Raw genomic sequence first — 25495 nt, 5'->3', positions numbered from 1 at the left:
AGGTTAATTAGTGTTAATCCGTCAGTAATCCAGCTCTTTTTAAAAGTGCATCCACAGTTGGTTCTTGGCCTCTGAATCGCTTATACAGAACCATGGGTTTTTCTGTTCCACCTTTTGACAGTACATGCTCTTTGAATTTTGCAGCTATCTCGCTGTTAAAAATTCCTTGTTCTTTAAAATATTCAAAAGCATCAGCGTCCAATACTTCTGCCCATTTATACGAATAGTAGCCAGCCGAATAACCGCCTTGGAATATATGAGAGAAAGAAGTACTCATGCAGTTTTCTTTTACGTCTGGATACAGTTGAGTTTCAGAAAAAGCGTCTGCCTCGAAGGTCTTTACATTCTCAATATTAGAAGGGTCTTGTCCATGCCATGCCATATCTAGTAAGCCAAAACTCAATTGTCTTAAGGTTTGCATCCCTTCATGGAAACTGGCAGATTCTTTAATTTTGGTTACATATTCCATCGGAATAACCTCATTGGTTTCATAATGTTTAGCAAATAGTTCCAAAGCCTCTTTTTCATAACACCAATTTTCCAAAACCTGACTAGGAAGTTCTACAAAATCCCAAGAAACAGAAGTTCCAGATAAACTATTATAAGTGGTATTGGCAAGCATTCCATGTAAGGCATGACCAAATTCATGAAAGAGTGTAGTAACCTCATTAAATGTTAATAAAGAAGGTTTTGTTTCTGTTGGTTTAGTAAAGTTGCAAACAATTGAAATATGAGGCCTGTCATTAATATCATTTTTGATTTGTTGTGACTTAAAAGATGTCATCCAAGCACCATTTCTTTTCCCTGCTCTAGGGTGAAAGTCTGCATATAAGTAAGAAATAAAATTGCTATTTCCATCAGAAACTTCATACGTTTTTACATCTTCATGATATTTGTCAATAGTATAAATCTGTTTAAAATGAAGACCATATAATTTTGTTGTTACTGAGAATACACCATTAATAACATTCTCTAACTTAAAATAAGGTTTCAGAAGTTCTTGATCTAAGTTAAAAAGCTCTTTCTTTAATTTTTCAGAATAATAAGCCCCATCCCATTTTTGCAATTGATCAATACCGTCCAGTTTTTTTGCATAATTCTCAAGATTTTTAAATTCTCTTTCTGCAGCGGGTTTAGCTTTTAAAAGCAAGTCATTAGAAAAATCAAGCACTTTTTTAGGGGTTTCTGCCATTCGATCTTCTAGTACAAAATGTGCATGTGTTGGATATCCTAATAAATTTGCCCTTTGGTGTCGAAGATTAACGATTTTTAATACAACATCTTCATTGTTATTTTTGTTTTGCTGAAATGCTTTTTTCCCAAATGCAATAGAAAGCTCCTTACGAAGTTCTCTGTCATCAGCATAGGTCATAAACGGAATATAACTTGGATAATCCAGTGTGAAAACCCATCCGGTCACTCCTTTTTCTTGAGCTAGCATTTTAGCCGCTTCCTTGGCACTTTCAGGAAGTCCAGAAAGTTGGGATTTATTAGTGATTACTAATTCATAAGCATTAGTTTCTGCCAATACATTCTCTCCAAATTGCAATGATAGTTTTGACAATTCAGCATCAAGTTCCCGTAATTTTTGCTGACTACTTTTATTCAAGTTAGCACCATTTCTAGAAAACCCCTTATACTGTTTTTCTAGCAGTGTTTCTTGTTCGGGAGTCAATGACAGACTTTCTTTTTGATCATATACAGCTTTTACCCTGGTGAAGAGTACTTTGTTTAAGATCATATCATTTTTAAACTCACTTAGCCAAGGCGAAACTTCTTTTGCAATTTGCTGGATTTCATCATTCGTCTCAGCGCTATTTAAGTTGAAAAAAATACTAGATACCCTGCTTAATTTTTCTCCCGTAAAATCGAGTGCCACCGTTGTATTTTCAAAAGATGGAGTTTCATCATTAGAAATGATCTGTGAAATCTCATTCTTTGCAATTTCAATGGCTTTTTTAAATGCTTCTTTGTAATCGGTATTCTTTATTTCAGAAAAAGGAGCAGTATCAAATTCTTGTAAAAGTGGATTCATTTTGATGCTAAATTAGTAAGACAAATATAATTATCTGACAGGGAAAATGAGCCTTAATTTTCTATAGAAAATTGTTAAAAGTGTCGGATTACAGTCAACGATAAAAAACGACCGTTTATCGATAAATTAAATCCATTTATCTAAAAGAAACTACATTTTTGTTAGGAGCAATATATTTTTGTGACCAAAGCGCAAATTACGTGTCATACAAGTAGTTAAGTTAAAAGTCGTGAGGAGAATTTATGTATTAATTACGTTTTTATTTGGTTTTCAGGCGTTTGGTCAAACTCCATGTTCATCTGGATTGATCGCCAATGGCGTAGATGATTATATCACCGTTCCAAATACGGATGCCATCAATTTGCAAAATACAAGGAATAGAACTATCGAGTTCTGGTTTAAAACATCTGATATTACTACAAAGCAGGTCATATATGAAGAAGGCGCTCAGGTAAATGCATTTTTGGTTTATTTAGAAGGAGGAAGAATATATTTAGGTGCTTTTAGAAATAATGCCTCTGTTGCTGCAGATAGAAGAATGTTTAGATCTGGAGCAGGGGATATTGAAACAGATCAATGGAACCATGTAGCTCTTACTCTTGAAGATACTGTCTCGCCAGACCTAACCTTAAAATGGTACTTAAATGGTGTAGAACAAGATTCTCAAGATGGGCTTCAAGTCAATACGCATTCAGGAGATATAAGTATTTTAAGAAATGGAGGGGAGTTACGTTTTCCTTCGAGCCTTGCTTCAAATTGGGTAGCGAGTTCTGTAGGAGGATCAACAGCAGAAACATACAACGCTGGCTTTACTGGGAATGATGGAAGCGATTTAAACTATGGGGGTAACCTTGCGTTGTTTAGAATTTGGAATGTAGCTAGAACTCAATCTGAAATTGACACAAATAAATCTACTTTTTTAAGCTCAGGAACTGATCTTGTGGCTTACCTGGAGGAAGATAGGATTAATTATCAGGTAGACGGAGATACTTCCATAGCTTCTGCTCTAAACAATGGAAGTGAAACATACACAGTAATCCCTAACACAGATGCTATCAACCTTCAAAACACGAGAGATAGAACGGTTGAGTTTCAATTTACAGCGACAGACATTACTTCAAGACAAGTGTTGTTTGAAGAAGGAGGAGGGACCAATGCAATTACTGCGTTTATTGAAGGAGGAAGATTTTATTTTGGAGCCTATCGAAACAATGCCGATTCTGCAGCTAATAGAAGGTTTTTTAGATCAGCGGCAGGAGCAATATCTATAAACACAACATATCATGTAGCCATTACTTTGGAGGATACAACCTCTCCGGATTTAACGTTGAAATGGTATTTAGATGGAGTAGAGCAAGATTCGCAAGATGGTTTACAAGTGAACTCACATAGTGGAGATATCAATGTTGGAAGAGGAGATGGTTCTATTCGGTTTCCCAGCGACTTAGTATCAAATTGGACAACAAGCTCAGTTGGAGGTTCTACTTCTGAAACCTATAATAATACAACCACTACGGATAGTAATACAAATGATTTTACAGGGAGTATAGACCTTTTCAGAGTTTGGAATGTGGCAAGAACGCAGTCTGAAATTGATACAAATAAAGCTACACTTTTAACATCAGGAACCAGTTTAGTGGCTTACCAGGAAGGCGAGACATTCAATTATATGCCTAATGGAGGAAGCTCTATTTCAGCTAGTGTTAGCACGAGTGGAGTTTTTATTTGGGATGGAAGCAGCACAAGCACTTGGGAAACAACTACCAATTGGGTCGCTGATACGACGCCGAGTGCAACCAAAGCGCAAGAGGTTGTTATAAATGACGGAACAAACGATCCTGAAATAACTACTGAAGTGTTGATCGGTAGTTTAACCGTGAATGCAGGAGCGGAGTTGATAGTTAAAAGCGGAGGTACATTAAACATATACTACGATTTGGTCAATAATGGGACTATTACTGTTGAAGATGGTGGGGCGCTAATCTTTAATTCATGTTCTCAAACCCCGTCGGGTTCAGGAACCTATACTATACAAAGAAACTCACCAAGTTATGCAGAGAAGTTTTTCTTCTCATATTGGAGTTCTCCTTTAACTGAAGCTGATTCAGATCCAACCATTTTATTTCCAAATAGCCCAATTATATATGCATTTAATGCAAATCAGATGACTGCCGATTGGGTGTTTAATGCTGGTGCCAACCTAAAACCAGGTAATGGATATGCGGTGAGATCGGAAGATGCAGGTTCTTTTTCTGCTAGCTTTACAGGGACTCCCAATTTTAGAGATATCAGCGTGATGCTATATAATAATGAGAATGCGGACGCTTCAGATACAGTGTCTTCTGGAGGAGATAATTTGGTAGGAAATCCATATACATCTGCGATAGATTGGGATCGGGTAATTACAGATCCTGATAATGCTGATTTGGAAGGGACGATTTATGTTTGGGATCAAAATGCAACATATCAAGGAAATAACTCAGTAGATGATTATCTTGAATATAATATCACAGGAGGAGCAAGTAATACGACCACTGGGAAATTAGGAACTGGGCAAGGATTTTTTATTCGAGTTACATCTGCCGCGACGCTAACTTTTAAAACAACACACCAGATAGCTGCAAATAATACACAGTTTTATAGAGGAAATTCAGAGGTGTTGACGCAAGATAAAAAAGAAGGAAGGTCTTGGTTAGAGCTTTCTAAAGGGAACTCAAGATCTCCTATATTAATTGGCTTCTTAAAAGGAGCGACTAATGAATTTGATAGATTATATGATAGCCCTTATAATGATAAGAATACTGTATTTGGACTTTATTCTATTAGTGATGCGTTAAAAAAATCAGCTATACAAGGCTTACCACGATTAACGGACTACTCTAAAACGGTTCCGCTTGGGTTTGTGATTGATGAAGTAGGAGAGCAAACCATTAGAATTACAGAAGAACATATAGATAGCGATTATGATATCTACTTAGAAGATACAGAATTAAACATATTTACAGATTTAAGGAAGAAAGAATACACTTTTACGATTGATACGCCAGGAGAAAATAATACCAGATTTAAGATGCACTATACACAGTCATTGCATCTGGATAAAAGCCTTTTACCTGAAGAAAGCGAACATCATTTATATGTCAATGCTACCAAAGATATAGAGGTGTTGTTGAGAGGTAGTTTATCTACTGCATCTGTTAAAGATGTCAATGTTTATGATATTCAAGGAAGGAGAGTGGCAATGCTCCAACAAAGTATTAATGAAAAAAGAAAATTGAACATGTCCAATTTGAATTCAGGACTTTACATTGTAAATGTAACATTGTATAACTCAGAAAAAAGATTGACTAAGAAAATAATAGTATCAAATTAGTAGGTTGTTATTTGAATTTTGAATCAAGTGAAAACGGTTTTAAGAAATTTCTTAAAACCGTTTTTTATATTGTGCTAAAGCATAAATAATGTGTTTCATTTCTTAACGCGTTCAGATGCTTTGTTTACTTTTAATTTTAAGCCTTCCTTATACGCAACAATTTTGTCTAATACGCATTTATCTGAAGCCCCGATTATCTGCGCGGCTAGAATACCTGCATTTTTTGCACCATCTAAGGCCACGGTCGCTACAGGAACACCACCAGGCATCTGTAAGATAGAAAGTACAGAATCCCAACCATCAATTGAGTTTCTGCTTTTTACTGGAACACCGATTACGGGTAATGGACTCATAGAAGCAACCATACCTGGTAAATGAGCTGCGCCTCCGGCACCAGCGATAATAGCTTTTATGCCTCTGGCGTGAGCATTTTTTGCATAATCAAATAATTTTTCAGGAGTTCTATGAGCAGAAACAATATCTACTTCAATTTGAATATCAAAGCTCTCTAAGATATCGATTGCTTCTTGCATTATTGGAAGATCTGAATCACTTCCCATTATTATTCCTACCATAACTATTTGCTTATAACATTAATTGTTTCTTTTACTTTTTGAGCTATTGCTCGCGCTTTTTGGATATCCTTATTAACCACGGTAACATGCCCCATTTTGCGGAAGGGTTTTGTTATTTTTTTTCCATAGATATGAGGGGTTACACCATCCATTTTTAATACGTCTTGCATGTTTTCATACAACACCTCTCCAGTATGCCCTTCTTTACCCACAAGATTCACCATAATTCCAGCGGCTTTACTGTTAGTGTTCCCTAAAGGAAGGTTTAGAATGCTGCGAATGTGCTGTTCAAATTGACTGGTATAGCTCGCCTCAATACTATAGTGTCCAGAATTATGCGTTCTGGGAGCTACCTCATTTACTAGAATCTCATCCTCATGCGTTTGAAACATTTCTACAGCTAATAAACCGATGAAATCAAAAGCATTGGCAACTTTTAATGCAATATCTCTTGCTTTTTCAGAAACTGATTCATCAATTCGAGCTGGACAAATTACATATTCAACCTGATTGGCTTCTGGATGGAATTCCATTTCCACAACTGGATATGTCTTTGTTTTTCCATCTTCATTTCGTGCCACAATTACTGCCAATTCGTTTTTGAACGGAATCAGTTTTTCAGTTATACACTCTACATCAGGTAAACTTTCCAAATCTTCATAGTTACGAACTATTTTTACACCGTTCCCATCGTATCCAAAACGAGCGGCTTTCCAAACAAAAGGAAAATCTATAATGGAATTTTCATACGAATGCTTAAGTTCTTCTTTATAAGCATAATGAGAGAACTGAGCGGTTGGAATCCCATGGTCTGTATAGAATTGTTTTTGTCTTGCTTTATTTTGAATGATCCTAATATTCGACGGCTTTGGGTAGATTGGTAAACCTTCCAATGCTAATTTTTCAAGAGCATCGATATTCACATTTTCAATCTCAATGGTCAAAAGGTCTACCTGCTTTCCAAAGGTATAGACGGTATCAAAATCTAATAAATCACCTTGGTGAAATTCGTTGCAAATTTGGGCGCAAGGCGCTTCGTTAGACGCATCGAGAATCACTGTATAAATGTCGAATTTTTGAGTTTCGGAGAGCAGCATTCTTCCTAACTGACCTCCTCCAAGAACGCCTAATCTAAAATCGGAAGAAAAATAATTTTTCAAAGTATGATTTGATTGCTGTTTTCTAGAGCAAAAATAACAATCTAATCGATAAGAAACTACTAAAAATTGGTGATTCTTATCACTGTAGGACTGATAACACGTACTAAATATTCTTTTGCGAAACAAGTAGCACCTGCGGTTAAAGGTGAACCATTTAAATAATTATACTCGTTGTCATCACATGTGCACTTTAAAATTATGTTGTTTTCGACAACCATAGGTCCGCATGCAGATTGATCTTGTTCAGGACAACGTCTATCAAAAGCTTTAAATTGAGAGCCATTCAGGTTAAAAACAACAATACCTCTATGTCCTCCTACGGTATAGCTCCATCCTCCAGGAACCTTCAAATTGATAAATCCAGGAAGATCCAGATTTAATGTCTCATCAACAACATTAGGGGTAAAACAGCTGTTAGGAGGTTCTCCATCAGAGCAATTGACAAAGGTTATTATAATAAGTAAGTAAAATAGCTTTTTCATTCTATAAATTGAGCAGTGTTCTTTAAAACGCTAGCAATTTACAAATATTTTGTACATTTGTACTCTAATCTCATTCTGTAAAAAGGTAATGAGATTTTCTATTTATAAGAAGTGATGAAAGTAATCCTAAAGTATTAGGTTTAAATTTAATGATTATGAGTGAAATTTCGTATTACACAAAAGAAGGGTTGAAGAAGTTAAAAGATGAACTTTTACAACTTGAGCAGGAGGAAAGACCAAGAGTGTCTCAGGAAATTGCAGATGCGAGGGATAAAGGAGATTTAAGTGAGAACGCTGAATATCATGCCGCTAAGGAAGAGCAATCCTTGCTAGAAACGAAAATCGCAAAGCTCAAGAACGTGGTGGCAAATGCTAGAATTATAGATGAGTCTCAATTAGATACTTCCAAGGTGCTTATTCATTCTAAAGTGAAGATTAAGAACACCACAAACGGTATGGAGTTTAGTTATACATTAGTTGCCGATTCTGAATCTGATGTTAGAAATGGAAAACTTTCTGTGAATTCACCTATTGGTAAAGGATTATTGGGTAAGCAAGAAGGAGATGTTGCTGAGATTCAGGTCCCAAATGGGATAATGAAATTCGAGATTATTAGTGTATCCAGATAATTCTGTCAAATGAAATATTTTAAACGCTTTGCATTTGCAAAGCGTTTTTTATTTTTACAAGAAATACAACAGAACGAATGAGCATTTTTACCAAGATTGTCAAAGGAGAGATTCCAAGTTACAAAATTGCAGAAGACAATAACTATTATGCATTTTTAGATATTTATCCGAATGCGAAAGGGCATACTCTGGTTATACCTAAACAAGAAGTAGATAAGATATTTGATCTCGATATGGATACCTATACAGGGTTAATGCAGTTCTCGTACAGAGTGGCAAAAGCTCTTGAAAAAACAATTAGTTGCGAACGAATTGGAATGAGTGTTGTTGGGCTGGAGGTGCCACATGTACATGTGCATTTAATTCCCATTAAAGGCATGTCTGATATGCAGTTCATAAAGAAGGAGAAACTTAGTAAGGAAGAATTTGAAACAATTGCCGAACAAATATCAGCCAATTTTGTTTAGCTGAATTTGAATACTGGTTCCTTTGTCGATTTCAGATTTTTGCACAAATATTTTGCCTTTATGATAATCTTCAACGATACGCTTTGATAGCGACAGTCCTAATCCCCAACCTCTTTTTTTAGTGGTAAAACCTGGTTTGAATATTTTCTTATAAAGCGACTTTGGCATTCCTTTTCCCGAGTCAGTTACTGTGATCTTCACTTTTTTAGAAGCATCTTCTATTTGCAATGATAGCTCACCTTTTCCTTTCATGGCATCCACAGAGTTCTTCAATAAGTTTTCAATAACCCAACTGAAAAGTTCTACATTTAAGTTTACTAAAAGAACATCATTAGTAGTACTATTAAAGTGAAACTCTATTTGTTTAGAACTTCTTCTTTCCAAATAATCGAAAGCAGTTTTACAAACCGAAACAATATCTTCTTTGTGTAATTCGGGAACTGAACCGATCTTAGAGAATCTATTGGCAATGGTATTTAATCGCTCTACATCTTTTTCAATCTCCCCAACATAAGTGTCATTAACATTTTCGGTTTTTAAAATAGCGATCCAGCCTAATAGCGAAGATAGTGGTGTTCCTATCTGGTGAGCGGTCTCCTTTGCCATGCCGGTCCATAATTTGTTTTGTTCTGATACCTTATTGGTGTTAAAAAACATATAGATCACTGCTAAAAAGAGTACAATAATGAGTATTAGGGCTAATGGATAATAACTTAACCTGTTTAATAGATCTGAGTTTCTATAGTAAATATATTGTTTATTGGATCCAGGGTAGTTTATTTCAATAGGGTCATTTTCACTTTTCATGATCTCCAATTGCCTTTTTAGATATTCAGGATCTTTTGCTTTGATGGAATCCAGATTCCTATAGGAATCACTTCCGGTTAGGATATTACCATTCTCATCTACCAGGATCATTGGAATGTTGTTGTTGTTTTCAATAACCTTTGATTCAATCTTATAACTATCCTCTAGGTCTAAGTTGGTTGCAATCTCTTCCAAAGCAGCAGCCATGATCTCCATTTTTAGTCGTTCTTCTGTTTTAAATTTAATAAAGAAAGTATAGGTATTCCATAAAATTAAAGAGACAATTACAATGGAAATTACAATAGCAATTCGCTTTAAAAAAATGGTATTCTTGAATGCAGACATGTTTCAAATATAAGTTATTATTGAATATAACTACTTTGTGAATTTGATAGTATATTTACACTATAAAAATTTGATATATGTTATCAATCGATCCTAAAGAGATTTCAACAGGGAAATTACATGGCTATTTATTAGGTGCAGTGGCCCCAAGGCCTATCGCTTTTGCCAGTACCATAGATGCAGACGGAAACCCTAATTTATCTCCTTTTAGCTTTTTTAATGTTTTTGGGGCTAATCCGCCTATAATGATCTTTTCGCCTGCAAGGAGAGTTCGAGGTAACACCACCAAACACACACTGCAAAATGCTGAAGAGACTAAAGAAGTAGTGATAAATGTGGTTAGTTACCCTATTGTACACCAAATGTCTTTAAGCAGTTCGGAATATCCAGCTGGGGTGAATGAATTTGTGAAAGCGGGTTTTACGATGTTACCTTCGGACAAGGTAGCTCCTTTTCGTGTGGCAGAATCACCAGTTCAGTTTGAGTGTAAAGTAAAAGATATTATCTATACAGGAGAAGAAGGTGGTGCTGGAAATTTGATTGTATGTGAAGTTGTTAAAATACATATTAGTGAAGGTGTTTTAGGAGAAAATGGAGCGATCGATCAGTATAAAATTGATCTAGTAGCAAGGGCAGGAGGTAGTTTTTATAGCAGGGCAAGAGATGGCTTCTTTGAGATCCCGAAACCTATTACTACATTAGGTATAGGTGTAGACAGTATTCCTGAAGATATTAGAAATAGTACTGTTTTAACGGGAAACAATTTAGGAGTTTTAGGAAATGTAGAATCTATACCTAGTCAAATAGATGTTGATAACTTTGCTAAAGAACATCCAGAATTTATGGGAATAGAAAAAGTAAAAAAACATACATTTGCACAAGAATATTTAAATAAAAACGATGTAGAAAGTGCTTGGAAAGTACTTTTGATTAAATAGATTTATATGGAAGTTATAGGTAAAGTTAAATTGATAGGAGAAACACAAACTTTTGGAAGTAATGGTTTCAGAAAAAGAGAATTAGTGGTAACTACAGATGAACAATACCCTCAAATGATTATGGTTGAGTTTGTTCAGGATAAAGTAGATCTTTTAAACAGTTATGCTGTTGGTCAAGATGTAAAAGTATCTATCAACTTAAGAGGTAGAGAATGGATTAACCCACAAGGAGAAGCAAAGTATTTTAATTCTATTCAAGGATGGAGAATTGAGAGTTTATCTCAAGCTGCTCCTGCTCAAGAATTACCTCCTTTAGATCAATTCGCTCCCGCTCCAGATCTATCAACAGACGAGCCAGACGATTTACCATTCTAGAATATAGAATACACATAAAATAAAAAAAGCCTCACAATTTTGTGAGGCTTTTTTTATTTCTTTTTTGGCATCGGTCCCCGGAGGTGGATGACTAGTCCATTTAAAAAATTTCGTAGCATTTGATCACCGCATTCCATATACTTTGGATGATTTTCATTTCTGAAAAAAGCACCTAACTCTGCTTTGGAAACTTTAAAATCTACCAATGCGCAGATTTTTACAATATCGTCATCACGCAATTTGTGAGCGACTCTTAATTTTTTAAAAATATCATTATTGGTTAATCCCATACTACTAACTTACAACTTTAAAAATTGCCCATGCATAGATTGCGAATCTCAAAAATCTAAATAAACCAAAAAGGACAACACCTTTAAACGGATATTTAATCATTCCTGCGGTCATACATGTAATAGAAAAAGGGATTGGAAGCATGGCTCCAACAATAATTAAAAAACCACCCCATTTTCGAGTGTTTTTAATCTGCTTCGCCATTTTTACCTCGAGATAATTTCTAAACCTATCGATCTTTAGCGAAGCTTTTCCAATATAATAAGAAAGCATCCCTCCTGTATAAGACAAAGTTGCCAGAATAGATAAGCTAACAACAGGGTCCGCTGTTTTTTTAGACCATCCAATGAATATTTCAGGTGGGATAAGCCCTAATATGGTTTCAGAAATAAAGAAAGTGATAAAAACACCAGTTCTCGAAAAAGACTCACTTAAAAGCTTTAGACCATCATCTATAGTGAAAACATATTTATTAAACAAAAACAATGCAACCACAATTAGGATAACTGGTATTGCGGCTTTTCTTAAGCTTTTTAAAATAAACTTATAGAATCCAGTATAGCTATAATACTGGTGTAGCAACTTTGCTCTAGATTTCTTTTGACTTTTTGTTTTCATTTCTTTTTAAAGCGAATGCAAAAATAAGAACAAAAACGCCTTTTTCATATATCTTATTGCAAGAATTAACGTTTTTTTATACAATAAGGAGCTGTTTATCAGACAGCTCCTTAAGTAGATTGCGATTGAAAGTATGTATTTAGTTGTCTATCAACACTTTTTTTACCTTTCCGTTCATTCTGATGATATATAAGCCGCTTGACATGCCATTTAGTACCTGCTTTTCTTCATTTTTATTAGTGACCATTATGTTTTTTATCTTTTTACCGTAAAAACTATATACTTCCAGAAGATAAGGTTTGTTAATGGATGTATTATTTCTGTCAAAACCTGGAAGATCTCCAGAAGGACCATCTCCCTTACCGATGGGGCCAATGCCACCACCACCTGGAGCGACTCCTGGAAGACTTGAGGTATTGGTAATGAATGTAAATGTTTCATTAACATTGTTATTTGTTTCTCCGCTGGTCGTCTCATTTACAATATTGTTCGGGTCAATCTCAACAAGGAAATAGTTGCCAGCAGTGTTGCCACTCAATGGTGTTCCTGATATTGAATTTCCGTTTTGATAATAGGTGAAGATTGTTTCACTGTTTGCATTAGGATCAATTGAAATTGTCTGTGTATTGCTAGATAATATGTGAGCATTGAAGATACTGGTTGTTGGAGAAAAGTACAACTTATAGCGAGAAGAACTAGCACACCCAGTCCCGACGTTTTTAAGAGTGATTTTAATATCATGCCAGGTGTCTTTTACAATAGTTAAAGGCTTGCTAGGGTTATTACTGGCTGTGAATTTAACATTGTTGGTGCCTGGCTCCAATAAGTCATTTCCAAACTGATCTTTGTATGTAATAACAATTTTGTCTAGAACTAGGTCTGGTAAGTTTGTAGTATTGTCACATGCGTCTCCAATACCGTCACAATCAGAATCGGCTTGACTTGGATTTGAGATGTTTGGACAGTTATCATTTAAATTAGATATCCCATCACCATCATCGTCCCCATCAACCATAATGTAATCGTACTGTTCTGAAAGTCCAGCATATTCAACAACCAAAATAAATTTTTTACCTATGTTGGTATTAAAAGTTGAGCCATTCCAGTTAAATGCAGTATTGACCCACATTGATTTAGTAGTATAAGTGCTAAAGTTTAGATTTTCGTCATCTTCTCTATTCCATTGGATTAAACCAACTAAGTTTTGATTGGACACGACTTCATAATAAACTTTTAGATCGATCTGATGATGGCCATGAGTAGCATAGGTATAATTTCCTTGAATTTCAAATTCGTAGTCAAAACGATCACCGAAAGTGAATTGACTATTAAGGGCAGAAGTCACCTTAAAATTTCTCACATCAATAGATTGAGCGAAGCTAATTGATGCGACTAAAAACAGTAGTAGTGTAACTTTTTTCATAAAAAAAGATTTTAATTAGTAAAATATTCAATTGAAGAAAAAGTGCAAAGTAGCGTGAGGAGCCATAGCGAAATTAGGGGTCAAACACGTAACAATTTTTTTAACTTTTCTTTTCGAAAATAAAGATAGATTTTTTTTAGACTGCTTAAGGTTAAGTTATGGTTAATAAAAAAGAGTTGTCCATTGGACAACTCTTTAACTAATATATAATGAAAATTATGGCCTTACTTAGGATCTAAAATATCATCAATTCTATCCACAGCATCTTGTAAATGATAACGTGTAATAGTGTTAGGTGACTTTGAAATAGCCGCTCTAATATCTCGCTTCAATCTTTTTAATTCACCTCTTACTACAGGCTTAATATCAGATTGACTAACATTTACACGAGTTTGCTTCACATAAGCTCCAAAATTTGGCGCTCTTCTTTGTGATTTTACATTCATTAAATAGCCCAAACGGTCTATATGTGCACGTTGTAAGTTTCTTCTATATGCATCAATTCTTCTTCCATTGTATAGTTCAGACCAAACTCCTCTTCGTAAATCTCCCATTAATGAAAGAATAGTATATGCTTTAGTACCATTCAATGTTTGATTTTCGATTAAACGAGCCAATCTTCCTAATTTTAAAATTCTGTTTAACGTGTTTACTTGTAAACCTCTAATGCGTTCTCCAGAACCAGAATATTGAACTTTATCAAAGATGTTCTTGTCAATTAACCATTTTGGCGTTGCAAATAATTCTTTATTAATGAATTTCATTGCATTTCTTTGATGCGTTTTGTCTACATGCGTATATACAGCACCATCTTGACCAACTGCTTTATAGTGTTCATAAACTCCGCCGATGTTAGACGAAACATGCCCCATATAACGATTGTACTGACCTAATAGTTGACCATACATTGTTCTTAATTCGTTGTATGTTTTTCCGTCTTCGGTAGTCCACTCTTCGAGGTTAGGCAAGATTCTTTTTAAATTCTTTATACCATAGGTACTTGCAGTAATAGCATTATCTCCTAAATCTTCTGTTTGAGAACTTGGATCAACAATGTTAATTACTTGTTGATGACCAAAACGATACATTGGATTATTTGCTTTCGAAGTAATCCAAGAATTTAAAGTTTCTTTCTCATCCTTAGCAGATTTATCTAAAATTGGACGATATCCCCATTCAATTGCGTACTTATCATACGGTCCAATATCTGGCATTAACGCTACACCTTTGTCCTCTGGTTGTGCTACGTAATTAAAACGAGCATAATCCATAATAGAAGGTGCCGTCCCATACTTTTTAGTAAAAGTAGCAGAACGTAAAGAGTCTACAGGATAAGCAACACTAGATCCCATATTGTGTGGTAGTCCTATTGTATGACCTACCTCATGAGCAGATACAAAACGAATCAATCTACCCATTACTTCATCTTTAAATGAATTTGAACGAGCATCTGGGTTAATAGCTGCAGTTTGAATAAAGAACCAATTATGTAATAAAGTCATTACATTGTGATACCAGTTGATATCTGATTCTAAAATCTCTCCAGACCTAGGATCACTTACGTGAGGCCCATTTGCATTAGGAATAGGAGAAGCTAAATAACGAACTACAGAATAACGAACATCTTCAGGAGACCAATCTGGGTCTTCTTCTTTTGTTGGTGGGTCTTTCGCTATAATAGCATTTTTGAAACCTGCTGCTTCAAACGCTTTTTGCCAATCTTCAATACCTTGTTTTAGATATTTACGCCATTTCATTGGAGTAGCTCTATCTATATAATATACAATAGGTTTTTTAGGTTCTACTAACTCTCCACGTCTAAATTTAGCCATGTCTTCGTCCTTTACCTCTAATCTCCAACGATCTAAATAGGTAACAGTTTTACTTTTTTGAGCATCCAAACCATAATCAGTTTGACCTCTCGCAAACCATCCAACACGCTCGTCAAAATAACGACGCTTCATAGGAACTTTAGGCAATAAGATCATAGAGTTGCTCATCTCAAGAGAAATAGATCCAACACTTCCGTTAGAAGGTGGTCTGTTTGCGAAATAAGTTTTTACATGACGTACTTCAATGTTTCGAGGATAACTGCTTACTCGTTCTATGTAAGAACGTGTTTTATCCATTCTAGAAATCTGAAAAGCTCTTCTTCTAGCTTGAGGGAAACCTAAAGGTTTTACATCTGTAGAAAATAAAGAAGTAGCATCAATAACAGTTGCTGTAGAATCCTTGCTGAATGCTTTTATAGGAAAAGCAAATAAGATTGGTTCAAAGTTTGAATTTACAACAGCTTTATGAACTGGTAATACAGTATCCGCTACCACAGTATGCGAAACAACTCTCAGTAGAATCTTTTTTCCTTTCTTTTGCCAACGTAAGACCTGAGTGTTGGTTTTTCCACCACCAAATCCTAGTCCGCTTGCAGTTTTGGCAATTCTAGTTACCATTAGCATTTCTCTTCCTAACAGAGAATCTGGAACTTCGAATAAATATTTACCATCTTTTGAATGTACTTTAAACAGACCATCATCTGTTTTCATATCTTTTGTTACCACCTTGCCGTAAGGTTGGATAGCACCTTTCTTTGGCTTTGGTTTTGGCTTTGGTTTAGCCACCTGAGTGGTCTTAGCGTTTTTCTTGTTTTTCTTTTTTCTACGCTGAGCATCAGCATCTAACGTAAGTCCAAAAACAAACAAAACTACTAACAATCGCGAAAATACTTTTTGTATCATAATTAAGTTATTTGTGTGATTTTGATTAAGTTTTCGAAGTTAGGTATTCTAATAATGAGCTTTTCTTAAAGAAATGTTAAAGAGATGCTCTTCTGTTGCATATTAAACCGATATGTGAATCGTGTTAGATATTAAACCAGTACGTGAATTTTAGGTTTATGGATCGGAATCTTGGGCTGAAAACATCAGTAGCATAATTATCATTATATACCAAGAAAAGGTCTGATAATGGAGCTACCCTCCATTGTAACCTTGTATTGATACTAAAGTTTTCTCTTTGCGTACTGTATTGTAAAAAAGTAGCCCAGAATATGTTCTTACTAAAGGTGAAATCCAACCTAGGCCCTACGAGCCAAATGGAAGCGTCAGGATAGGGCCCAGGAAGATCGATCTTATCATAGGTCAATTCAAAAGACCCTGTAAAATATGGCTGTAAACGTAAATTCACACTTGTAAAGAAAGAGTATTTATTTCCGTTAAAAAATGCTCCAACCGAAGATTCTAATCTATAAGATATCTTTTTTCGCTGATCTGATCTGAAAATAGCACTGAAGCTGGTATAATGGTAATTTTGATTTCCAGGAAGTGGGATGGCTCCATCAGTTCCTGTAGGGTCAAAATCCTCGTACAATCGCGTAAATTCGTTGAACATTTCTAGTGTTAGTTCAGAATTGTCTTTAAAGTTTGCATTCCAACCACTGATAATAATTTGGTCTGAGTTCTCATAGTTCAATTGAGGGCGCCAAATATAAATTGGGATCACGTAGAAACTGTGTCTTTGAATTTTACTACCCTTAGGCCAAAATTTTAGCTCAAACTCCGGATCTATTTTAAAGATATCTGTTCTTTGTATAAACCCGAGATCTGATCTAAATTTATCAGCAATAAAAATTCCATTTAAACTGATATTGAACCTTCTATTATTAAACCTTGTTCTAAACCCTGCAGAAAAATCATTCGATGTTACTCCAGGAGAGAATGATTTATGATAAAAATATTTTCCGCTCCAGGTGTTATCCTTTGAAGCCAAGGTGTAGTCAATTCCTAAAACTCTATTGTATTTGTCTTCAGAAGCCAGAAAGTCATAGTCTTTAGTAGCTTGTTTATTTATAAAAAGTAGACTTAGGTTAGACCTGCTGAACATCTTTTGTTGAAGCGAAATAACAGAATTGTTTACTGTAGGTATTTCATTAGCTATATCTTCATCGGTTTGCATACTTAAAATGCCTAATCTTAAATTGTTATTTACTTTTCCGCTTAGACGAACTCCCCCAATAATCCTATTTTCAATGGTGTTTCCATTAATATCTTCGGCAATTCCAATACGTCTTGAAAAGAAAGGATTTGCATCTCTACTGTTCCCAAAATCTCCGAAAAGATCGCTATTTTCAATAAAGAACTGTCTTCTTTCTGGCAGCCCGACTTCAAAACGCGTAAGATTTGTTACTTGTTGGTCTACTTCAACTTGAGAGAAGTCAGGGTTTACTGTTAGATCGAGGTTTAGGCTATTGGCAATGGTAAGTTTTGCATCACCTCCAAATTTGAAATCGCTCAATGTGCTTCCCGTTTCATAATCTTTTCCCAGAATAGTATTTACATAAGGGATAAGTGAGACTGGAGATTTTGATTTGCCTAAAGGCCTCTCAAAGACCATATCTCCCATATAGGCCAGATTAAATATAAATTGATTTTGAGGAATATTTACCCAAGTATTACGCTCATTGTCTTGCGTATCGAAATGATAACTGTTAAATCGCCATCGGGTTTCACCCTCACGGTACTTGAAGGCATACAACGGAATTTTCCATTCAAGAATATAGTGGTCATCATGTATTTTAGAATCACCGAACCATTTGGTATCCCAGGCACCATTAAAACCTCTTAATTCATTTCCTCCACCTGATAACAGGATTTCTCGTCTAACACCATAAGGATTCGACCCAAAAATAAAAGCGTTCGTGCCATCATTGAAGGTGTCAAACATCAATGTAATATTGTCGCTACCACCTGCTCTGAAATCTCTTCTAAGAGAAGGAATCACATAATCCTTTCCTTTGGCATGGACTTTAATCCCTACATAAAGGTTCTTGTCATCAAAAAGAAATCGTATTTCAGCTTGGCGTTTGGCCTGTGCTGTATCGGTTGGAAAATATTGGAAGAAATTAGTGGCTGGTTTTGCCAAACTCCATGCAGATTCATTTAGTACACCATCAATAGTAATTTCTTCATTAATATATTTTACAAATACTTCCTTTTTAGTCACTTGAGCAAAAGAAAAAGAAGTAATAAAAAATGCTAGAAAAAGAAGTTTTTTCATATACGAGGGCTAGAGTTTTGTCAAAAATACAACAAATAAAAAAAGGAGCTAAAAATAGATAGCTCCTTTAACAAAATTGATAAATGCGTTAAAATTTCAAATAGAAATTATGTGTATTATCCTAAGAACGGATATCTGTAATCCGTTGGTGTTACAAATGTTTCTTTAATTAATCTTGGAGAAACCCAACGCAACAAGTTTTGTGAAGAACCAGCCTTATCGTTAGTTCCTGACGCTCGAGCTCCACCAAATGGTTGTTGCCCAACTACTGCTCCTGTTGGTTTGTCATTAACATAGAAATTTCCAGCACAATTTTCTAAAGCTTTAGTAGCTTCGGCAACTGCATATCTGTCTGTTGAGAACACGGCACCAGTTAATGCATATTCAGATGTTTGATCGACTAACTGAAGAGTTTCTGACCAATCTTCATCATTATAAATGTATATGGTTACTACAGGTCCAAATAATTCAGTACACATTGTCGTGTATTTAGGATCTTTAGCTAAAATAACCGTAGGCTCAACAAAGTATCCTTTTGACTTATCATAGTTTCCTCCAGCAAATATCTCAGCATCATTGTCGTTTTTAGCTCCATCAATAAAAGAAGCTAATTTGTCAAAAGAACCTTCATGGATAACCGCTGTAATGAAGTTACTCATGTCTTCAGGAGATCCCATTTTGAAAGAAGCTATATCCTCTTTTAGGAAATTCAGCGTTTCTTCGGCCATAGATTTTGGAAGGTATACTCTAGAAGCAGCAGAACATTTTTGTCCTTGGAACTCAAAAGCACCTCTTGCAATACCCGTAGCTACCTGTTTAGGATTTGCTGATGGATGTGCAATAATGAAATCTTTACCACCTGTTTCTCCTACGATCTTTGGATAGGTCTTATAGTTGTGGATATTCTCTCCAATCTTTTTCCAGATCTCTTTAAATACATATGTAGAACCAGTGAAATGAATTCCTGCAAAATCAGGACTAGCCAATACAGTATCAGTAATCATTACTGGATCACCATATACTACATTGATAACGCCATCCGGCACTCCTGCTTCTTTAAATACATCCATGATCACTTTCGCAGAGAAAATTTGATGATCTGAAGGCTTCCAAACAACGGTGTTTCCCATCATGGCAGCACTAGCAGGCAAGTTCGCTGCAATGGCTGTAAAGTTAAAAGGAGTAATAGCATATACAAAACCTTCTAGAGGTCTGTACTCAACTCTGTTCCAAATACCTTCTGCAGAATCCGGTTGCTCTTCGTAAATTTGAGACATGAACTCTACATTGAAATTTAAGAAGTCGATTAACTCACAGGCTGCATCGATCTCTGCTTGATGAACCGTTTTTGATTGTGCAATCATCGTTGCCGCATTGATCTTAGCTCTGTAAGGTCCAGCAATTAGACTAGCGGCTTTTAAGAAAATGGCAGCTCTTTCTGTCCAAGGAATTTGAGACCAGTTTTTTCTTGCTTCTAAAGCTGCATCAATAGCATTTTCGGCATGACTTTTATCTCCTAAATGATATTGACCCACCACATGCTGGTGATCGTGAGGAGGAGTCATATTTCTGGTGTTTCCAGTTCTGATCTCTTGATCTCCAATGTACATTGGCACATCTACAGAACCATTAAAATATGCTTGGTATTGAGCTGAAACCGATGCTCTTTCTGGACTTCCAGGAGCATATGATTTTACAGGCTCGTTAACGGCAGTTGGTACGTGAAAAAAACCTTTTCCCATTTTTATCTAATTTTAAGTTGTAATCGTTTAATTTTGGTTGCGCAAAGTTACAACTTATTTGTCAGTTTTTTAGATAAGAACAGACTTGTGTTTTTAGACGTGATTTCAATTTACTATGTGTACAGTAACCTATATTCCAATAGATAACGAACGATTTATATTTACATCTAATAGAGACGAAAGCCCTATGCGTAAAACAATTCCTCCAATGAGTTATGTAGAAGGCGGGGTGAAGATGATATACCCAAAAGACCAGCTTGCAGGCGGCACATGGATTGGTGTCAGTGAAAAGGATAGATTGGTTTGTTTATTAAATGGTGGGTTTGAAAAGCATACACGCAATAGTTACTATCGAATGAGTAGGGGTGTTGTTGTTAAGAATATTTTGAGTGTTGATGATCCTGTAACCTATATTAAAGAATTTGATTTTGAGAATATAGAACCATTTACCATTGTTTTGGTAGACTGGAGTCAGAAATTAAAAGCATTTGAATTGGTTTGGGATGGAACGAATAAGCATTTCAACAAACTAGAGAATGCACCTAAAATATGGTCGTCTTCTACATTGTACGATGCGGCTATGAAAAAGGAGAGAATAGAATGGTTTGATGCGTGGTTAAAAGAACATTCTTTAGAACAGCAAGAGATCTTAAACTTTCATCAGGATACCCATAGGGGAACCGAAGGAACTTCGTTAAAAATGAAGAGACCTTTTGTAGAGACTGTAAGCATCACATCTATAAAAAAACAACAGAAAAGTATCGATCTAACGTACCTTGATTTTATAAATAAAAAAGAAACGTTTCTCGAAGTTTAGTAGATCATAAAAGTAACCATTGATAGAATGGCGAAACCTATCGATCCAAAGATTACAAATGCAAAATTCAAAATCAAGAATTTAAAGAAGGTTTTGAAGTATCCTTGCTTGTAAAATTTCTTCATCGCAATGAGCAAATAGATCAGGAAAAGTATAGAAAAGATCCAGGTAATACTATCTGTTTTTGCAAATAGGTTGAGTAAGAAGAAAATGGTGAGCAGAATAAAGAAAACGGTTTGTGTATGGAACACAAAAATAAGATGTTCAACATATGTAAATTTTCTGCGTATATATATAAATCTAAGAAAAAGTGTAAAGATTGGTAGAAATATAAAGATGGAGACAGAAGCATATGAAATGATCTCTTTTTGCAACTTCTTGTTTTCCTGGCTGGTATTAGTTAAAAAAGAATTGACCTTGTTCGCACGACTATATAAGAATCTGTTGGATAAAGTAACCGGAAGGTTTAAAGATGTCAAAGCAGAATCTACGCTTACTTTTGGATGCTCTTTTTGGTAATTTACCATTTTCGTCATCTTGTGATCAGGGCTTATAAAGTTAAAACTGCTATTTCTTTTAGGCTTTTTTGTTTTAGTTGTGTCTTTAACTGCTTGCGTCGTTGTATCCTTTTCTTTTAACCCTGGTATTACAGAAAGAATTTCTGCTCTATCTGTAGAATCAAGGTTTTTAAGCTGCTTGTCTAGTTGTGTCTTTGTTTTGTTGATGACCGAGTCTATCTTCTCTTTATTGTCGTTCTGAAGATTTACTATCGCAAAATCATTTTGCTTCTTTCCATTATTAAAATCACTGAATTCCTGATATCTGTCTACCAATCCAAGAATTAGAAAAAAGATGATCGATACCGTTAGATAAAACTGGAAAGGATTTGAATAACGAGCTCTTTTACCTTCTATAAAATCTCTTGAAACCTTCCCGGGCTTAGTGAGTAAAGGAAAAATGGTTTTCCAAAATTTAGCATCAAAAGAAACAAAACCGTTGAATACTTCGCCGACAAAACTTTTAAAAGTGATCTTTTTATTTTTGTTTTTCTGACCGCAATCTGGACAAAATTTTTCATGACCTGAAAAAGGGTGCCCACAATTGTAGCATTCAGGTTCTTTGTATTTGACGAGTTGTTTTTTTCTTCTAGTTAGTTTGATGATATAGGTGTTGTTAGTTGAAAGCTTGGAATAGTAACACGGAAAGTTTTTAAGGAATCAATATCCAGCATCGTAAAATGCCCTTTCATGGTGCCAATGCTAGATTGTAAAATACATCCAGATTTATAGGTATATACATCTCTAGGTTTTAAAATAGGTGTTTGCCCAACAACGCCTTCTCCCTGCACAACTTCTGTGGCATTTAAAGAATCAAAGATTTCCCAATACCTATCTGTTAATTGAACTGTGTCTTCAGATTTGTTCTCTATGGTAATATAATAACTAAAATTATGGAAGGTGTTTAAGTTTCTGGACAAGGCACCTTCGTACTTTGTTTTTACAGAAATTTTAATGCCCTTTGTTATTTGTTGAACCATATCAGCTAATGTAGCATATTTGTTTAAAAATCGCAAACCTAAAATCACACTATCGTTCACCGGTGAAATAAGAATTACCTACACCAATAACACGATCGTATAATCCTCCTATTTGTCTAAAATAAACAATGACAGTGTATTCATTTTCAGTAATGGAAAAATCACCTAGTACATCGCCATAAGAAACAGTGCCATTGTTGTCTTTTGTGGCATATGTGTAGTTGTAAAAGCCTTGCTTTAAAAGGAAATTGGCATTGTACGTGTTGCTTTGTACATCAAAAGACATTTTATTCTCAGGAGTAAGCTCAAAATTGTTAAATGCCCCTACAACATAGACATCTTTTTGATGAATTTTTTCAGACATGAGGTTGAAATGCATCATTGCGTAGTCTGCTTCGGTGTTATTGTCGGCACCTTCTATGGTTCGTATAACGAACTGTCCATTTATGTCAGGATTATAAGAATAAGAAGGGTTATCCTTTTTCTCAAAGGGAGCTAAGTAGTTGTGATATACTTCTTTTCGTTCCACCTTAACAATATTCATACTTTTATTCCTGATAATTTTATTGTCGAAATTCAAGAACTGATTTCCTCCCTTAAAATTACTTTTGTTGATGTATCTATAGATCAGTTGATTTTTTCTGAAAAATTGAGGTTTAAGGCCGTTAATAGCAGTATTCCAATTTTGGTTCTGAATCACAGAAACATGGACTTCTTGATCTGGGTTATTGATTCGAAGTGTTGGGTAGTTTACAGAAAATTGTACTGTTTGTTCTGTATTATATGCTTTGGTATTCCTGCTTCTTGATGTGGCAACGCCAACAACAGCTGTGTTTTCATATAGTACAAATCGTCTGGTAAGAACGACTTCATCGATATCGTTAAGAACAGACAGCACGTAGTTACCACTTTTGGTAATGATTGTATTTATATTCGGAACTTTTATGCTGTAATGCGTGTAATTTTGATAGGTGTTAAAAGCATTGTTTACATCCAAAATGATGTTTGATTGAAAACCATCAATATATTGATTTGAGAGAATCTTACTAGGTTTCCAATCGTGGGTCATATGCTCCACTTTATAGTAATATTCTTTTTGATCAGCATCCAGATCGTCGAAAGATAGCTCTAAAACGGTACCCAAAGGAACGATAGCAGAGAATTGATTTTCGGCAAGCGGTCGTAGTTGAATAGATTTAATATTTCCGTTGGGAACTTCCTGACTGAAAGAGCAAGGTGCACATAGCAACACAAATAAAAGTAAGATCAGCAGTTTTCTCATAAACATGGATACATCAAGGTTTTCATATCTTAAAACAAACCTACTAAAATAAAATTGTGTAAAAACAAACTTTCTATTTAGAATGATTATAAATAATTTTAAAAGGCTAATATAAAGTTCCTTTTGTTCTGGAAACACTGACAAAATAATTAAATTTGCATGATTTTTTTAGATAACTAAATTTCAGATTGACCATGTCAAAAGACATTCGTATCAAAAAAGGCTTAGATATTAAGCTGATTGGCGAAGCAGAACATACTACCACTGACATTTCTACAAGCGGAGTTTTTGCAATTAAGCCAGAAGATTTTCACGGAATTATTCCCAAAGTTATTGCTAAAGAAGGTACAGAAGTAAAAGCAGGTGAGGCACTATTTTTTTCTAAAAGTGATGAACGTATTTTATTTCCTAGCCCTGTTAGCGGTACAGTAACGGAGATTGTTCGCGGAGAAAGAAGAAGAGTTTTAGCAATGAAAATTGCAGCAGATGGAAAACAAGAGTACAAAGATTTTGGAAAACAAGATCCGTCAAAAATGTCTTCAGAAGAAATAAAAAAACATTTATTCGAATCGGGTTGTTGGCCTTTTATCAAACAGCGCCCATTCGATGTTGTAGCAAATCCAAACCAAACACCAAAGGCAATTTTTGTATCGGCATATGCTAGCGCTCCATTAGCAGCAGATTACGATTACGCTTTACAAGGAAAAGAGAATGAGATTCAAACAGCATTAACGGCAATTTCTAAGTTAACAGATGGAAAGTTGCATGTTTCTGTAGGAAAAAACTCGAATTCTATATTTTCTGGAATGAATGGTATTGAGCTACACAAAGTCTCGGGACCGCATCCTGTTGGAAATGTAAGTACACAGATTGCTCAGATCGACCCTATCAATAAGGGAGAAGTTGTTTGGGTTGTAACGCCACAAGATTTAGTAGTTATTGGAGAGCTGTTGTTAACTGGGAAGTTTAATATTACCAGAACAATTGCCTTGACAGGATCTAAATTTGAAAAACCTTCATATATCACAGCGGTTGCTGGAGCAACTATTAGCAACTTGGTAAAGGGTAACTTACAAAACGACAATACAAGAACCATTAGTGGCAACGTATTATCTGGAACACAAGTAGCTCAAGATGGTTTTTTAGGATACTATGACAATCAAATAATGGCAATCCCAGAAGGAGATGACTATGAATTCTTCGGTTGGAATAAGCCCATTTTTAATAAGATTTCAACATCTAGAGCTTTAACATTTTCTTGGTTAACTCCTAAGAAAAAGTATGATTTAAATACCAATACAAATGGAGAGCATAGAGCATTTGTAGTAACAGGTTCTTACGAACAAGTATTTCCATTAGATATTTACCCAATGCAATTGTTGAAGGCATGCATGTATCAAGATCTTGATGAAATGGAAGCATTAGGAGGTTACGAAGTAGCGCCTGAAGATTTTGCTCTAACCGAATTTATTTGTGTGTCAAAGCAGCCACATCAAAAAATTATTAGAGAAGGATTGGATTTAATGAAACAAGAATTAGGCTAAAAT

21 protein-coding genes and 2 pseudogenes are annotated in these 25495 nt (G+C 35.2%); 7 read left to right on the top strand and 16 right to left on the bottom strand.

The window, feature by feature from the left end; all coding sequences use genetic code 11:
• Nucleotides 1–13 precede the first annotated feature (13 nt).
• Nucleotides 14–2035: a M3 family metallopeptidase gene (locus tag RQM59_RS01345; protein ID WP_349240257.1), complete on the bottom strand. Its 2022-nt coding sequence runs from the start codon at nucleotides 2033–2035 to the stop codon at nucleotides 14–16.
• A gap of 229 nt (nucleotides 2036–2264) precedes the next feature.
• Between RQM59_RS01345 and RQM59_RS01340 the strand changes: the two genes are divergently transcribed.
• Nucleotides 2265–5408 carry a DUF8693 domain-containing protein gene (locus tag RQM59_RS01340; RefSeq protein ID WP_349240256.1) on the top strand — a complete coding sequence of 1048 codons (3144 nt, stop codon included), beginning with the start codon at nucleotides 2265–2267 and terminating at the stop codon, nucleotides 5406–5408.
• A 95-nt stretch (nucleotides 5409–5503) separates the two neighbouring features.
• Here the strand turns inward: RQM59_RS01340 and purE are convergent, their stop codons facing one another.
• Genes purE through RQM59_RS01325 form a run of 3 tightly spaced genes read right to left on the bottom strand, consistent with a single transcriptional unit; the run spans nucleotide 5504 to nucleotide 7625 of the window.
• Nucleotides 5504–5983 carry a 5-(carboxyamino)imidazole ribonucleotide mutase gene (gene purE, locus RQM59_RS01335; protein ID WP_349240255.1) on the bottom strand — a complete coding sequence of 160 codons (480 nt, stop codon included), beginning with the start codon at nucleotides 5981–5983 and terminating at the stop codon, nucleotides 5504–5506.
• A 2-nt stretch (nucleotides 5984–5985) separates the two neighbouring features.
• Nucleotides 5986–7143 (bottom strand): 5-(carboxyamino)imidazole ribonucleotide synthase, encoded by a 1158-nt coding sequence (locus tag RQM59_RS01330; protein WP_349240254.1) that lies wholly within the window; start codon nucleotides 7141–7143, stop codon nucleotides 5986–5988.
• A gap of 59 nt (nucleotides 7144–7202) precedes the next feature.
• On the bottom strand, nucleotides 7203–7625 hold the full coding sequence (locus RQM59_RS01325; RefSeq protein WP_349240253.1) for a Rieske (2Fe-2S) protein: 423 nt from the start codon (nucleotides 7623–7625) through the stop codon (nucleotides 7203–7205).
• Nucleotides 7626–7780: 155 nt separating this feature from the next.
• Here RQM59_RS01325 and greA point away from each other — a divergent pair, with 155 nt between their 5' ends.
• Nucleotides 7781–8254, top strand: a complete 474-nt coding sequence (gene greA, locus RQM59_RS01320) for a transcription elongation factor GreA (protein WP_349240252.1) — start codon at nucleotides 7781–7783, stop codon at nucleotides 8252–8254.
• Between the two features lie 77 nt (nucleotides 8255–8331).
• Nucleotides 8332–8721 (top strand): HIT family protein, encoded by a 390-nt coding sequence (locus RQM59_RS01315; protein ID WP_349240251.1) that lies wholly within the window; start codon nucleotides 8332–8334, stop codon nucleotides 8719–8721.
• On the opposite strand, the gene RQM59_RS01310 is transcribed toward RQM59_RS01315, so the two are convergent.
• Nucleotides 8704–9873 carry a sensor histidine kinase gene (locus tag RQM59_RS01310; protein WP_349240250.1) on the bottom strand — a complete coding sequence of 390 codons (1170 nt, stop codon included), beginning with the start codon at nucleotides 9871–9873 and terminating at the stop codon, nucleotides 8704–8706. The two genes, RQM59_RS01315 and RQM59_RS01310, sit on opposite strands and share 18 nt — an antisense overlap.
• A gap of 77 nt (nucleotides 9874–9950) precedes the next feature.
• On the opposite strand from RQM59_RS01310, the gene RQM59_RS01305 reads away from it, so the two are divergent.
• Both RQM59_RS01305 and RQM59_RS01300 read left to right on the top strand, forming a co-directional pair.
• Nucleotides 9951–10811: a flavin reductase family protein gene (locus tag RQM59_RS01305; RefSeq protein WP_349240249.1), complete on the top strand. Its 861-nt coding sequence runs from the start codon at nucleotides 9951–9953 to the stop codon at nucleotides 10809–10811.
• 6 nt (nucleotides 10812–10817) lie between these two features.
• Nucleotides 10818–11186 carry a DUF3127 domain-containing protein gene (locus RQM59_RS01300; RefSeq protein ID WP_349240248.1) on the top strand — a complete coding sequence of 123 codons (369 nt, stop codon included), beginning with the start codon at nucleotides 10818–10820 and terminating at the stop codon, nucleotides 11184–11186.
• A gap of 53 nt (nucleotides 11187–11239) precedes the next feature.
• On the opposite strand, the gene RQM59_RS01295 is transcribed toward RQM59_RS01300, so the two are convergent.
• The 7 genes and pseudogenes from RQM59_RS01295 to pruA all read right to left on the bottom strand — a co-directional run bounded on the left by RQM59_RS01295 (nucleotide 11240) and on the right by pruA (nucleotide 20312).
• A complete protein-coding gene (locus tag RQM59_RS01295) occupies nucleotides 11240–11476 on the bottom strand; it encodes a DUF1456 family protein (protein ID WP_349240247.1) in 237 nt (78 codons plus the stop codon).
• A gap of 4 nt (nucleotides 11477–11480) precedes the next feature.
• The gene (locus RQM59_RS01290; RefSeq protein ID WP_349240246.1) at nucleotides 11481–12095 is read right to left on the bottom strand and encodes a YqaA family protein; all 615 of its coding nucleotides are present in this window, start codon (nucleotides 12093–12095) and stop codon (nucleotides 11481–11483) included.
• 139 nt (nucleotides 12096–12234) lie between these two features.
• Entirely contained in the window at nucleotides 12235–12918 is a 684-nt protein-coding gene (locus RQM59_RS14450) for a T9SS type A sorting domain-containing protein (RefSeq protein WP_489752640.1), read from the bottom strand.
• 74 nt (nucleotides 12919–12992) lie between these two features.
• Nucleotides 12993–13104 (bottom strand): annotated as a pseudogene (locus RQM59_RS01285) (thrombospondin type 3 repeat-containing protein); the annotation flags it as partial.
• 638 nt (nucleotides 13105–13742) lie between these two features.
• The gene (locus RQM59_RS01280; protein ID WP_349240245.1) at nucleotides 13743–16253 is read right to left on the bottom strand and encodes a zinc-dependent metalloprotease; all 2511 of its coding nucleotides are present in this window, start codon (nucleotides 16251–16253) and stop codon (nucleotides 13743–13745) included.
• Nucleotides 16254–16377: 124 nt separating this feature from the next.
• Nucleotides 16378–18570 carry a DUF5916 domain-containing protein gene (locus RQM59_RS01275; RefSeq protein WP_349240244.1) on the bottom strand — a complete coding sequence of 731 codons (2193 nt, stop codon included), beginning with the start codon at nucleotides 18568–18570 and terminating at the stop codon, nucleotides 16378–16380.
• Nucleotides 18571–18686: 116 nt separating this feature from the next.
• The gene (gene pruA / locus RQM59_RS01270; RefSeq protein ID WP_349240243.1) at nucleotides 18687–20312 is read right to left on the bottom strand and encodes an L-glutamate gamma-semialdehyde dehydrogenase; all 1626 of its coding nucleotides are present in this window, start codon (nucleotides 20310–20312) and stop codon (nucleotides 18687–18689) included.
• 115 nt (nucleotides 20313–20427) lie between these two features.
• On the opposite strand from pruA, the gene RQM59_RS01265 reads away from it, so the two are divergent.
• Nucleotides 20428–21129 carry an NRDE family protein gene (locus RQM59_RS01265; RefSeq protein WP_349240242.1) on the top strand — a complete coding sequence of 234 codons (702 nt, stop codon included), beginning with the start codon at nucleotides 20428–20430 and terminating at the stop codon, nucleotides 21127–21129.
• On the opposite strand, the gene RQM59_RS01260 is transcribed toward RQM59_RS01265, so the two are convergent.
• The 4 genes and pseudogenes from RQM59_RS01260 to RQM59_RS01250 form a co-directional block, all read right to left on the bottom strand.
• Nucleotides 21126–21962 carry a hypothetical protein gene (locus RQM59_RS01260; RefSeq protein ID WP_349240241.1) on the bottom strand — a complete coding sequence of 279 codons (837 nt, stop codon included), beginning with the start codon at nucleotides 21960–21962 and terminating at the stop codon, nucleotides 21126–21128. The two genes, RQM59_RS01265 and RQM59_RS01260, sit on opposite strands and share 4 nt — an antisense overlap.
• Nucleotides 21963–21986: 24 nt before the next feature.
• A pseudogene (locus tag RQM59_RS14420) lies at nucleotides 21987–22160 on the bottom strand (DUF3667 domain-containing protein); the annotation flags it as partial.
• Nucleotides 22161–22279: 119 nt separating this feature from the next.
• Nucleotides 22280–22666 carry a Co2+/Mg2+ efflux protein ApaG gene (apaG, locus tag RQM59_RS01255; RefSeq protein WP_349240240.1) on the bottom strand — a complete coding sequence of 129 codons (387 nt, stop codon included), beginning with the start codon at nucleotides 22664–22666 and terminating at the stop codon, nucleotides 22280–22282.
• A 49-nt stretch (nucleotides 22667–22715) separates the two neighbouring features.
• Nucleotides 22716–23948, bottom strand: coding sequence for a type IX secretion system plug protein (locus RQM59_RS01250; RefSeq protein WP_349240239.1), 1233 nt, complete (start codon nucleotides 23946–23948; stop codon nucleotides 22716–22718).
• Nucleotides 23949–24142: 194 nt separating this feature from the next.
• Here RQM59_RS01250 and RQM59_RS01245 point away from each other — a divergent pair, with 194 nt between their 5' ends.
• Nucleotides 24143–25492 carry a Na(+)-translocating NADH-quinone reductase subunit A gene (locus RQM59_RS01245; protein WP_349240238.1) on the top strand — a complete coding sequence of 450 codons (1350 nt, stop codon included), beginning with the start codon at nucleotides 24143–24145 and terminating at the stop codon, nucleotides 25490–25492.
• The last annotated feature ends 3 nt before the right edge of the window (nucleotides 25493–25495 follow it).

The organism is Asprobacillus argus (assembly GCF_032248395.1).
Taxonomy (GTDB): domain Bacteria; phylum Bacteroidota; class Bacteroidia; order Flavobacteriales; family Flavobacteriaceae; genus Polaribacter; species Polaribacter argus.
Note: the sequence above shows the minus strand (reverse complement) of the source record. Positions and strands in the feature narration are given on the sequence as shown.

What these genes read in the sequence shown, in the direction of transcription:
- greA (WP_349240252.1), top strand. Translation starts at nt 7,781, where the DNA reads ATGAGTGAAATTTCGTATTACACAAAAGAAGGGTTGAAGAAGTTAAAA.
- RQM59_RS01345 (WP_349240257.1), bottom strand. Translation starts at nt 2,035, where the DNA reads ATGAATCCACTTTTACAAGAATTTGATACTGCTCCTTTTTCTGAAATA.
- RQM59_RS01250 (WP_349240239.1), bottom strand. Translation starts at nt 23,948, where the DNA reads ATGAGAAAACTGCTGATCTTACTTTTATTTGTGTTGCTATGTGCACCT.
- apaG (WP_349240240.1), bottom strand. Translation starts at nt 22,666, where the DNA reads ATGGTTCAACAAATAACAAAGGGCATTAAAATTTCTGTAAAAACAAAG.
- RQM59_RS01295 (WP_349240247.1), bottom strand. Translation starts at nt 11,476, where the DNA reads ATGGGATTAACCAATAATGATATTTTTAAAAAATTAAGAGTCGCTCAC.
- RQM59_RS01310 (WP_349240250.1), bottom strand. Translation starts at nt 9,873, where the DNA reads ATGTCTGCATTCAAGAATACCATTTTTTTAAAGCGAATTGCTATTGTA.
- RQM59_RS01280 (WP_349240245.1), bottom strand. Translation starts at nt 16,253, where the DNA reads ATGATACAAAAAGTATTTTCGCGATTGTTAGTAGTTTTGTTTGTTTTT.
- pruA (WP_349240243.1), bottom strand. Translation starts at nt 20,312, where the DNA reads ATGGGAAAAGGTTTTTTTCACGTACCAACTGCCGTTAACGAGCCTGTA.
- purE (WP_349240255.1), bottom strand. Translation starts at nt 5,983, where the DNA reads ATGGTAGGAATAATAATGGGAAGTGATTCAGATCTTCCAATAATGCAA.
- RQM59_RS01245 (WP_349240238.1), top strand. Translation starts at nt 24,143, where the DNA reads ATGTCAAAAGACATTCGTATCAAAAAAGGCTTAGATATTAAGCTGATT.
- RQM59_RS01325 (WP_349240253.1), bottom strand. Translation starts at nt 7,625, where the DNA reads ATGAAAAAGCTATTTTACTTACTTATTATAATAACCTTTGTCAATTGC.
- RQM59_RS01275 (WP_349240244.1), bottom strand. Translation starts at nt 18,570, where the DNA reads ATGAAAAAACTTCTTTTTCTAGCATTTTTTATTACTTCTTTTTCTTTT.
- RQM59_RS01300 (WP_349240248.1), top strand. Translation starts at nt 10,818, where the DNA reads ATGGAAGTTATAGGTAAAGTTAAATTGATAGGAGAAACACAAACTTTT.
- RQM59_RS01315 (WP_349240251.1), top strand. Translation starts at nt 8,332, where the DNA reads ATGAGCATTTTTACCAAGATTGTCAAAGGAGAGATTCCAAGTTACAAA.
- RQM59_RS01290 (WP_349240246.1), bottom strand. Translation starts at nt 12,095, where the DNA reads ATGAAAACAAAAAGTCAAAAGAAATCTAGAGCAAAGTTGCTACACCAG.
- RQM59_RS01305 (WP_349240249.1), top strand. Translation starts at nt 9,951, where the DNA reads ATGTTATCAATCGATCCTAAAGAGATTTCAACAGGGAAATTACATGGC.
- RQM59_RS01265 (WP_349240242.1), top strand. Translation starts at nt 20,428, where the DNA reads ATGTGTACAGTAACCTATATTCCAATAGATAACGAACGATTTATATTT.